Here is an 11,047-nt window from a genome sequence, read left to right as displayed (position 1 = left end):
GTAGAGCAATATATATTTGAACTCTTTGACGTTAGGTTGCTTATTAATAAGGAACCTTCTTTCCAATGCAAGAAATTATACAATTTGTTGGTAATCATCCTATGCTTATTCTGCTGTGGATAGTCCTTTCGGGTACCTTAATTTTTATCACTTGCCAAAGTCGTTTCTCCAAGTTAGGCAACATCACTAGAGATGAAGCTATTCGATTAATTAACAAGGAAGATGCGATGATTATTGATCTGCGCAACCAAGATGATTACCGTCAAGGACATATCATCAACAGCTTAAATCTGACAAAGGAAGACATCAGATGCGGCAAACTTGGTGTATTAGAAAAAACAAAAGATAAACCGGTTATCATTGTCTGTTCTATCGGCACCCTCTCGCGAGGTCCGGCGCAAAATCTGATCAAAATCGGCTTTGAACGGGTTTATATTCTTAAAGAAGGGATATCTGGATGGAATAAAGAAAATTTACCGCTGATTCAGGATAAATAACTAATTTACATCAAAAAGCAAAAACATAGCTAATATTGAAATGCATAGCTAGAAGACAGGGTCACTTTTAAGTAATTCCCTTAATGACATATGGATTTGCTCGAAGAGATGATAAAACGCAGCAACCGAATCCCAGTGCCAAATTCATGGCAAGCACATAGGTGAACAATTTGCATGTGCTTAATGTGTATGACGACATTTACCTAGATTAGAGGAGACAGACTGCGCTTCAGCTTGAATATGGAACTTTAATCAAAGGATTTTCAATGTCAGCACAACATGATGCCGAAATAGTATTTCAAATTCAGCGCATTTATACCAAGGATATTTCGTTTGAAGCACCGAATACACCCAAAGTGTTCAAATGGGAATGGCAGCCTAAAATTAAACTAGATCTAGACACTGCTTCTAGTCAGTTGGCAGAAAACCTCTATGAGGTCGTACTACGAGTCACCGTGACGACTACGTTAGGCGAAGATATCGCGTTTCTGTGTGAAGTCCAGCAGGCGGCTATATTCACCATTTCTGGCATTAATAGCACACAAATCGCGCATTGCCTAAGTGTGTGCTGCCCGAATATTTTGTTCCCCTACGCTCGAGAATGCATTAGCAGCCAGGTATCCCGCGGTACCTTCCCACAGCTAAATCTAGCGCCGGTCAATTTCGACACACTGTTCATGAATTACCTGCGTCGGCAAGCCGACGGCACAGGTAGCCTGTCGGATCAGGACGTATAAACTATGCCTAGCAATGTTTTAATGATTGTTATTGGTGCGGCTCGACGACACGACCTAGAGCTATCACTCTAGTGTGTAATGGTCATAAGGCATTGCTGTGAGACACAATATGGCTCATATTCAGGCGCTAGAAACAACGCGTTTGAATCAAGATTCTCCCCAGACGCCCCTTTACAGACGTTGCGTTTAGAGACACCGAGGCCAGCAGCACTGGCTCTGTTAGCCGAAACGTGCTTGTAGTGCTGCTAGCCACGTCAGATCTGAGATGACTAAGATCTGTGCTTACTAATTTTAAACCGCATTTGTACCGCGATGCTCGCATTGCCTTGGCCAAATAATGGATTAAAATCGGCAAGCTATTAAAAGAGGTGGCGATGAACGTACTAGACGATCAGATACCGATAGCTGTTTTATCTGGGACGACTTTCTCGCGTGAGCTAACAGCCAGGCTGCCACCGTCGTTGCGCTAGCGGATACGTGACACCACGTTTAGTGCTGATTTACAGAGTCTTTTGCACTGCAGTAAAAATTTCCGAGTTTACAATAATTACGATCTCATCGGCGTCCAATTGGCTAGGTGAAGTAATGAACGTGATCGCCATCGGCGCCGGCATTGCATTGGTTTTAGAGATAATGCGCACACTGCATTGATTACCCTCGATTTATCTGAAATGCCGCGCTTAGGCGCAGCAGCGATGGGCGCAGAGCTAAGCTCCTTCACGAGTATGTATGGATTGGAAGATCTGGTACTTACCTGTACCGATCATCAGTCACGTAATTGTCGTTTCGATAAACTGCTTGGACAAGGCGGTGGCGTCGAAGCGACACAGAAAACGATCGGACAGATAGTAGAAAGATATTGCAATACTAAAGAAGTATTATCGCTGGCCGGCCGCTACGGGGTAGAGGCGCTTATTACCGAGCAGTGGTGCTTTATCAAAGCAAAACACGCATCAGGCGACGCTGACGCTGCTTGGTCGCGCTCAGAAAGATGAAATGAGCGTAATATATTAAATCAAAGCGCGATTGCTGGCTGATTGTGCCATACTGCTAAGTATTTTTATACAGTCCTATCCAAAAACAATAAAGAACTCAAGAAACGCATTGATGCTATCCAAGAAATTCAGTGCGCCATTATTGGTCCTTAAAAAATGGCGAGACCAGACTCGAAAGAGCGGATAGCATACATGTCTGTTCGTATGCTATCTAATCATTAATGAGCTCATTGATTATTCGTTCGGCAACTTCCGCAACGATTGAATATTTTCCGCGTTATCTAACCCGAGCAACATACACGCCGGAGCGTGTATCGACTTTAATCACGTCGCCAATTTGCACAAACAGCGGTACTTTCACCATCGCGCCTGTGGTTAGTATGGCTGATTTACTGACGGTGCCAGCAGTATCACCTTTTAGGCCCGGATCGGTTTCCTTGATTTTTAGCTCTATGAAGTTAGGAGGTGTTACGATAATCGGCTGACCATTCCATAAGGTTAGCACATATTCGACCTGCTCTACTATCCATTTAGTATTACTTCCTACTGCTTTAGCACTGGCGGCCATCTGTTCGAAGTTTGTGTTATTTATGAAATGCCAAAATTCACTATCTTTGTATAGGTACGTTAGGTTGATATCCATTACATCGGCGGCTTCTACCACGCTGCCGGATTTAAAGGTTTTTTCTAGAACTTTACCGGAAACTAGCTTGCGTAAATGGACCCGGTTGAAGGCCTGACCTTTTCCGGGCTTTACGAATTCATTCTCAATGATCGTGCACGGTTCGTTATCAAGCATGATTTTAAGACCGGAACGGAATGCATTGGTGCTATAGCATGCCATTGCTGCTTCCCTTAGGGATTGTTATAAGAAATTAAAGATAGGCGTTGCTTATTACTTTTTAAAATGTACTGGATTTTGGATTGTAACTCAGGTTTATATAGGATCCGATATCATATATCTTTTCTGATTTTGAAAGCATATATTTTTACAAACAATCTTTTGCAAATAAACAAATGAAACTTTATAAATCTATACAAATTTATAACGCAATTTGTTTAATTGAATTAATGATTTTGTAGTGTTTGCGCATTTCTTCTCCGAGAATTACAGAAAAAAATTAAGGTTATATAGCACTTAGCGCTATGATAACAGCTGCTTGATTTTACGTAATTTTATTAAAATACATAAAACAGTGCAGAATTTTCAAGACTCTTGCCGGCATTCCTTAATACTCAAATACTTTTTACCAAAAAAAACCCCCGTTTCTCCGGGGGTTTCAGAGTGACTAGCGGTGCTAAGGTATTACATCATACCGCCCATACCGCCCATGCCAGCACCCATGCTGCCTGAACCACTTAGATCAGGCTTATCTTCCTTCGGAAGATCGGTCACCATACATTCAGTAGTGATCATCAAACCGGCTATAGAAGCTGCATATTGCAGCGCAGAACGGGTTACCTTAGTCGGATCCAAAATACCCATATCGATCATATTACCGTATTTTTCAGTGGCCGCATTGTAACCGGTATTACCTTCGCCCGCTTTGACTTTATTAGCAATAACGGACGGCTCTTCACCAGCATTAGCGACGATTTGACGCAACGGCGCTTCCATTGCACGGCGCGCAACTTTGATACCGACGTTCTGATCTTCATTGTCGCCACGCAGTTCAGCAATGCTGTTGGCTACGCGAATTAGCGCCACACCACCACCTGCAACTACACCCTCTTCCACTGCAGCGCGAGTTGAGTGCAAAGCGTCTTCAACGCGTGCTTTTTTCTCTTTCATTTCAACTTCGGTAGCAGCACCCACTTTGATAACCGCAACGCCACCTGCCAGTTTAGCCACGCGTTCTTGCAGTTTTTCACGATCATAATCAGAGGTAGCTTCGTCTCGCTGCTGGTTAATTTGCGCAACTCGACTATCAATCAGCGCTTTATTGCCTTCGCCGTCAATAATAGTGGTGGTGTCTTTTGTGATCACGACACGTTTGGCTCGACCCATATCCTCCAAGGTAGCTTTTTCTAGCTCAAGGCCGATTTCTTCAGAAATAACAGTACCCGCGGTTAGAACAGCAATATCCTGCAGCATAGCCTTGCGGCGATCACCGAAGCCCGGTGCCTTGACAGCAGCAACTTTAACAATGCCACGCATAGTGTTCACCACCAACGTCGCTAATGCTTCACCTTCAACATCTTCAGCAACGATCAACAGCGGTTTGCCTGCCTTGGCAACGGCTTCCAGAACTGGTAGCATCTCGCGTATATTGGAAATCTTTTTATCGACAAGAAGAATAAACGGGCTATCCAGTTCGATAGTAGCTGTTTCTGGCTTGTTGACGAAATACGGGGAAAGGTAACCACGGTCGAACTGCATACCCTCCACCACGTCTAGTTCGTCTTGTAGACCGGAACCTTCTTCAACGGTGATAACCCCTTCTTTGCCTACTTTCGCCATGGCTTCGGCAATTAGGGTGCCAACAGTTTCATCGGCATTGGCGGAAATAGTACCTACTTGAGCGATAGCTTTAGAATCAGAACAAGGTACAGACAGTTTTTTTAGCTCTTCTACAGTAGCAATAACAGCTTTATCGATGCCACGCTTTAGATCCATCGGGTTCATGCCGGCGGCAACAGCCTTCAAGCCTTCGTTGACGATAGATTGAGCTAGCACCGTCGCGGTAGTGGTACCATCTCCCGCAGCATCGTTTGCTTTAGATGCAACTTCCTTTACCATCTGGGCGCCCATGTTCTCAAATTTATCTTCCAATTCGATCTCACGTGCAACCGAAACACCATCTTTTGTGATAGCCGGCGCCCCGAAGGATTTATTTAGAACTACATTACGGCCTTTTGGCCCTAGTGTCACTTTTACCGCGTCGGCTAAAACATTCACGCCGCGAAGCATTTTTACGCGAGCGTCATTACCGAATTTTACGTCTTTAGCTGCCATTTTAATTTCCTTTAAATTCGTTCAGTTCAGATGATTACGCGTGAATTATTTTTCAACAATGGCTAAGATGTCGCTTTCAGACATGATCAGTACTTCATCGTTGTCGATCTTTTCAGACTTTACACCATATCCGTCATTGAAAATCACAATGTCGCCTACCTTGACGTCTAGCGCTTTCACTTCGCCGTTTTCTAGGATACGGCCATGGCCCACAGCTAGTACTTCTCCGCGTGTGGACTTGCCTGCCGCGGAACCAGTCAGCACGATGCCGCCCGCAGATTTGGCTTCAACTTCTTTACGTTTGACGATAACGCGATCATGTAATGGACGAATTTTCATTGATAGCTCTCCTTCCTTAAGAAAGTCCGTATCAGTTTTTCTGGGATGAATGCCAGCATAACATCATGCTCGGCCTCACGATATATAAGATGGGGGTATTCGATGAAGCTTCAAGAGGATGAAAACAATTTTTTCATTTAAGCGATCAACTTCTCTCCATAAATAAACACGTCGAGCTTCCTTATCTAAGGAATATTGCTAACATGGCTATAAACAGATAGGCAAACGACCAGTTGGAAAGCATACAACAATGCCAATAACCCTAGTCCAGCGATAAGACGGCATGCTTACTGCATGCTTAACTTTGCTCTCGTTGTATCCATGCAGCATAGGAACTTCGACGCTTCAAAGTTGTATTGAAAAACCTTGACAGAGACTCAGATTCTCAAGTAAGGCGTTTGATGTGACACGTAAATTCGAGTAAAACTGATTTACAGATATAGCGTAAACGCCATACAATCAATAAAATATTTAACGCATTTAAATCGATGGCAACTCCATGGGATAGGCTGGCAGGGGTGAAGAGACTCGAACTCCTAACATCCGGTTTTGGAGACCGGCGCTCTACCAATTGAGCTACACCCCTAAGTTGGGGTCGGATAACATAAAGTATTTCAGCCAAATGAGCTAATCTATTTCGTCACGATAAAAACAGATATGAGCTGAAGGAAAAATAAATAGTAAACTTAGCGCGCTCATACGCTCAGCCTGTCCAGTTCTAACTTCTCTGACAGTCAGGCATTATTTAGCCTAGTACAAGTCGTCTGTCAATCTTCGACCCTCAGGTCTCCCGTCAACCTTTAACATCATCAGGTCTACTTCTCTTCCGATGTCTTTCCCTAAAGAGGGGAATTTCTCAGCGCACTTCAATACGCTCTAAAATCATATTGCTGAAATTATGAATATCAGAAGAACTGGTAGGCCTGAGTGGACTTGAACCACCGACCTCACCCTTATCAGGGGTGCGCTCTGACCACCTGAGCTACAAGCCTACAGCACTTGCTCGTTACACTTATCTATCAGACAATCTGTGTGGGCACATCACTTAACGTATCATTTAGGTAAGGAGGTGATCCAACCGCAGGTTCCCCTACGGTTACCTTGTTACGACTTCACCCCAGTCATGAATCACAAAGTGGTAAGCGCCCTCCCGTAGGTTAAGCTACCTACTTCTTTTGCAACCCACTCCCATGGTGTGACGGGCGGTGTGTACAAGGCCCGGGAACGTATTCACCGTGGCATTCTGATCCACGATTACTAGCGATTCCGACTTCATGGAGTTGAGTTGCAGACTCCAATCCGGACTACGACGCACTTTATGAGGTTCGCTGACTCTCGCGAGATCGCTTCTCTTTGTATGCGCCATTGTAGCACGTGTGTAGCCCTACTCGTAAGGGCCATGATGACTTGACGTCATCCTCACCTTCCTCCGGTTTATCACCGGCAGTCTCCTTTGAGTTCCCGACCAAATCGCTGGCAACAAAGGATAAGGGTTGCGCTCGTTGCGGGACTTAACCCAACATTTCACAACACGAGCTGACGACAGCCATGCAGCACCTGTCACAGAGTTCCCGAAGGCACCAAAGCATCTCTGCTAAGCTCTCTGGATGTCAAGAGTAGGTAAGGTTCTTCGCGTTGCATCGAATTAAACCACATGCTCCACCGCTTGTGCGGGCCCCCGTCAATTCATTTGAGTTTTAACCTTGCGGCCGTACTCCCCAGGCGGTCAATTTAACGCGTTAGCTCCGAAAGCCACGGCTCAAGGCCACAACCTTCAAATTGACATCGTTTACAGCGTGGACTACCAGGGTATCTAATCCTGTTTGCTCCCCACGCTTTCGTACCTGAGCGTCAGTCTTCGTCCAGGGGGCCGCTTTCGCCACTGGTATTCCTCCAGATCTCTACGCATTTCACCGCTACACCTAGAATTCTACCCCCCTCTACGAGACTCTAGTCTACCAGTTTCAAATGCAGTTCCCAGGTTAAGCCCGGGGATTTCACATCTGACTTAACAGTCCGCCTGCGTACGCTTTACGCCCAGTAATTCCGATTAACGCTCGCACCCTCCGTATTACCGCGGCTGCTGGCACGGAGTTAGCCGGTGCTTCTTCTGCGGGTAACGTCAATTGACAGCATTATTTATGCTTTCATTTTCTTCCCCGTTGAAAGTGCTTTACAACCCGAAGGCCTTCTTCACACACGCGGCATAGCTGCATCAGGGTTTCCCCCATTGTGCAATATTCCCCACTGCTGCCTCCCGTAGGAGTCTGGACCGTGTCTCAGTTCCAGTGTGGCTGATCATCCTCTCAGACCAGCTAGGGATCGTCGCCTAGGTGAGCCATTACCTCACCTACTAGCTAATCCCATCTGGGTTCATCTGATGGCGTGAGGCCAGAAGGTCCCCCACTTTGGTCTTTCGACGTTATGCGGTATTAGCCACCGTTTCCAGCAGTTATCCCCCTCCATCAGGCAGATCCCCAGACTTTACTCACCCGTCCGCCGCTCGCCGGCAAAGAAGCAAGCTTCTTTCCGCTGCCGCTCGACTTGCATGTGTTAGGCTTGCCGCCAGCGTTCAATCTGAGCCATGATCAAACTCTTCAATTAACAGCTTGATGCTCAAAGAATTAAGCTACATTCTTCAAGACTTGACATTTCGATATCGTCTTGTAAGTGCCCACACAGATTATCTGAATATTGTTAAAGAACGTATCTGAGAGGCGACCTTCGCCGTACTCATCATCGTATACTACACTTTTCTATTATAGAGTCAAGCTTTTATTTACTTGACGCAAGTAGTCTGCTGCTGACTAAGTCGTAAAGTTGCAACGAGCCTCTCCAGGTCAGCAAAGGACATTATGGAGCTTTTACGGCTGATGATAAGCGCTATTGCAAAAGGTCTAATTAATTTATGTTTCGGAAAATCGATAAAATAGAACAACATCATTAAATTTTTATGGAATATGGGAAAAACGTTATAGATCTATCTGTACAATAGATTACTTAAAACAATTCTTTGCTCATTAAGCAATACCTTACGGTTTTGCACCGATCATGCCTTAATAACGTTAATAATTTTATTTATGTATTTTCGGATCAAAATATAATCAAGCACTTGTTTTGATACAATCTTAACTCTAAACAGACAATGAAACTTCAGTATCGGACTCTATGCTATCGGAAATTTATTTATAGATTATAAATTAAATTTCTTGATTTTTTATCTTTTTATTCAATAGAGCACATGGTAAATCGATATAATCTGTTTTCTTTTTAAAGTCGTACTACAGTATTCATTTGATCTTACATCGACTGATATCCTTACCTGTCGTAAAGGTAAGGCACAATGGTCTTATTTTACGTAATCGGAAATAATCTACCTGTCTATTTTATACGATGTGATCCTATAAGAAAACGAGTACTTATTTATGTTTTTAAAAACGATAAATACATAGACACTACAGACAACATTGTTTAAGACATATCCTTGACATGACTAACATATAGTCCGTGTATAAGGTCTTATTGGATTCAATTATTCGTATAGCAAGAAATATACTTAACGAATATAGCCGCATGATTTGAGTGTGCGTGATTTACGAAAATCAGAATCGATGCATGAAGAATTAAATTTGACTTACTATTTACTAGTGCTTCGATATACAAGAACAACACTAAAGCTAATTGCTAATGCTTGTACAGTGTTTCCTGTATCTAAAGACTGATATTTCTATATCAGAAATGGTTTAGTATATGTCTGGTTATGCGCTTTAATAGCACAAATAAATTGTCGAACTCTATCTGTTTACTATAGAGATACAGTAATTCAAAAAGATCTTTTTATTTAAAGGTCATTTATTACATTCATTAAAATTTGTGACCTCAGTGGATAAGCAATTTTTATAACCGATACAATACGTCAGATCAGTGATTTCCGCTGGCATAAGCTGAGCTTTATTTTCTGTATTATTTAATCAGAAAGTAATAAAAATTATACATTATTTATATATATGAAGTGATATTGCGTGCTTCGATGTGCATATCTACTTTCCCAGTGTATTGTTTCTGGCTTTAAAAAAGCGAATGATTTCACAAGAGCAGGACGTTTAATATTGGCACGCGCGATCAATTTACTTATCCGCTAAGTATATTTTCTTACCACAGGCTAGTAGCAGATCTTGCGTCAGCTATGTAAAATGGTATTCTACGCCACAAGCCTAGAATAACTCACGTAGATTGTTTTTAATCACCATCGGTAGACTTTAAGCACGATTTACCATGTTGATCTTGTTTTGAATTTCAATATATTACTCTTGACGTTTGCATTTTGTAGCAGCCCCTTAAACAAAGGCGGCAAGGGCGATATTCATCCGCCCTTGCGTCATCCGGGTTACTACGCTTATTTATCGGTAATATGGAAGATTAAATCTAACACCCTACTGGAATAAGCCGTCTCGTTGTCATACCAGGCTACCAATTTGACAAATTTGTCATTCAAAGCAATGCCTGCTTTGGCATCAAATATAGAGCTTAATTTGTTACCATTGAAATCAGCGGACACCACAGCTTCATCGGTATAGCCCATCACGCCTTTTAACTCACCTTGTGTAGCTTTTTTAATGGCGGCACAGATGTCTTCATAAGAAGACGATTTTTCAATACGCGCGGTTAAATCGACTACTGAAACGTTTGGCGTTGGTACGCGGAAGGACATACCAGTCAGCTTACTGCTTAACTCTGGAATCACTTTACTAACGGCTTTAGCTGCACCGGTAGAGGAGGGAATGATGTTTTGGGATGCGCCGCGGCCGCCGCGCCAGTCTTTATAAGATGGACCGTCAATAATTTTCTGAGTAGCCGTGGTGGCGTGAACGGTGGTCATTAAGGCTTCTACGATACCAAAGTTATCATTGACAACCTTGGCCAGCGGCGCCAGACAATTGGTGGTACAGGAGGCGTTGGAAACAATATCCTGGCCATCATAGGCTTTATGGTTCACTCCTATGACAAACATTGGTGTGTTATCTTGCGATGGACCAGTCAGTACTACTTTTTTGGCACCAGCGGTGATATGTTTGCGCGCTGTTTCGTCTGTTAGAAAAATGCCAGTTGCTTCAGCAACAACCTCTACACCAACATCGTCCCATTTGAGATTAGCTGGATTCTTCTCAGAAGTACAACGGATAATTTTGTCGTTAACCATTAAATGACCATCTTTTGCGACGACAGTACCGTGAAAGCGACCGTGGGTCGAGTCATACTTCAGCATGTAAGCCATATAATCAGCATCTAAAAGGTCGTTGACAGCAACGATTTCAATATCTTGACGTTCTTGCCCAGCACGGAAAATAGTACGGCCGATACGGCCAAAACCGTTAATACCTACTTTGATAGTCATATATTTTACCAATTATCTAATAAATGAATAAACATTACTTGTGAATTTATAAAACCTTACGTAACGTCAAGCGACGTCGTGTCAATTGTCTCGACAGATTCATCTAGGTTCCTCTCAACGTGCAATAT

General features: G+C 43.3%; 6 protein-coding genes, 2 tRNA genes, 1 rRNA gene and 1 pseudogene. 3 read left to right on the top strand and 7 right to left on the bottom strand.

Annotated features, from left to right (window positions below; genetic code table 11):
• Positions 1 to 65 precede the first annotated feature (65 nt).
• From A4A68_RS01775 to A4A68_RS01765, 3 genes and pseudogenes are all read left to right on the top strand, one after another.
• Positions 66 to 497, top strand: a complete 432-nt coding sequence (locus A4A68_RS01775) for a rhodanese-like domain-containing protein (RefSeq protein WP_067565892.1) — start codon at positions 66 to 68, stop codon at positions 495 to 497.
• 266 nt (positions 498 to 763) lie between these two features.
• Positions 764 to 1,234 (top strand): protein-export chaperone SecB, encoded by a 471-nt coding sequence (gene secB, locus A4A68_RS01770; RefSeq protein ID WP_067565889.1) that lies wholly within the window; start codon positions 764 to 766, stop codon positions 1,232 to 1,234.
• A 38-nt stretch (positions 1,235 to 1,272) separates the two neighbouring features.
• Positions 1,273 to 2,248 (top strand): annotated as a pseudogene (locus tag A4A68_RS01765) (NAD(P)H-dependent glycerol-3-phosphate dehydrogenase); the annotation flags it as partial.
• A gap of 258 nt (positions 2,249 to 2,506) precedes the next feature.
• Here A4A68_RS01765 and efp read toward each other — a convergent pair.
• The 7 genes from efp to gap all read right to left on the bottom strand — a co-directional run bounded on the left by efp (position 2,507) and on the right by gap (position 10,919).
• On the bottom strand, positions 2,507 to 3,073 hold the full coding sequence (gene efp / locus A4A68_RS01760; RefSeq protein WP_067565886.1) for an elongation factor P: 567 nt from the start codon (positions 3,071 to 3,073) through the stop codon (positions 2,507 to 2,509).
• A gap of 462 nt (positions 3,074 to 3,535) precedes the next feature.
• Positions 3,536 to 5,185, bottom strand: coding sequence for a chaperonin GroEL (gene groL, locus A4A68_RS01755; protein ID WP_067565883.1), 1,650 nt, complete (start codon positions 5,183 to 5,185; stop codon positions 3,536 to 3,538).
• Positions 5,186 to 5,230: 45 nt separating this feature from the next.
• Positions 5,231 to 5,524 carry a co-chaperone GroES gene (locus A4A68_RS01750; RefSeq protein ID WP_067565880.1) on the bottom strand — a complete coding sequence of 98 codons (294 nt, stop codon included), beginning with the start codon at positions 5,522 to 5,524 and terminating at the stop codon, positions 5,231 to 5,233.
• A gap of 510 nt (positions 5,525 to 6,034) precedes the next feature.
• Positions 6,035 to 6,110: transfer RNA gene (locus tag A4A68_RS01745), tRNA-Trp, on the bottom strand.
• Positions 6,111 to 6,439: 329 nt separating this feature from the next.
• Positions 6,440 to 6,516, bottom strand: a tRNA-Ile gene (locus A4A68_RS01740).
• A 70-nt stretch (positions 6,517 to 6,586) separates the two neighbouring features.
• A 16S ribosomal RNA gene (locus A4A68_RS01735) occupies positions 6,587 to 8,128 on the bottom strand.
• Positions 8,129 to 9,920: 1,792 nt separating this feature from the next.
• On the bottom strand, positions 9,921 to 10,919 hold the full coding sequence (gene gap, locus A4A68_RS01730) for a type I glyceraldehyde-3-phosphate dehydrogenase (protein ID WP_067565877.1): 999 nt from the start codon (positions 10,917 to 10,919) through the stop codon (positions 9,921 to 9,923).
• Between the last annotated feature and the right edge of the window lie 128 nt (positions 10,920 to 11,047).

The sequence above is a fragment of the Candidatus Doolittlea endobia genome (assembly GCF_900039485.1).
Taxonomy (GTDB): domain Bacteria; phylum Pseudomonadota; class Gammaproteobacteria; order Enterobacterales; family Enterobacteriaceae; genus Doolittlea; species Doolittlea endobia.
Note: the sequence above shows the minus strand (reverse complement) of the source record. Positions and strands in the feature narration are given on the sequence as shown.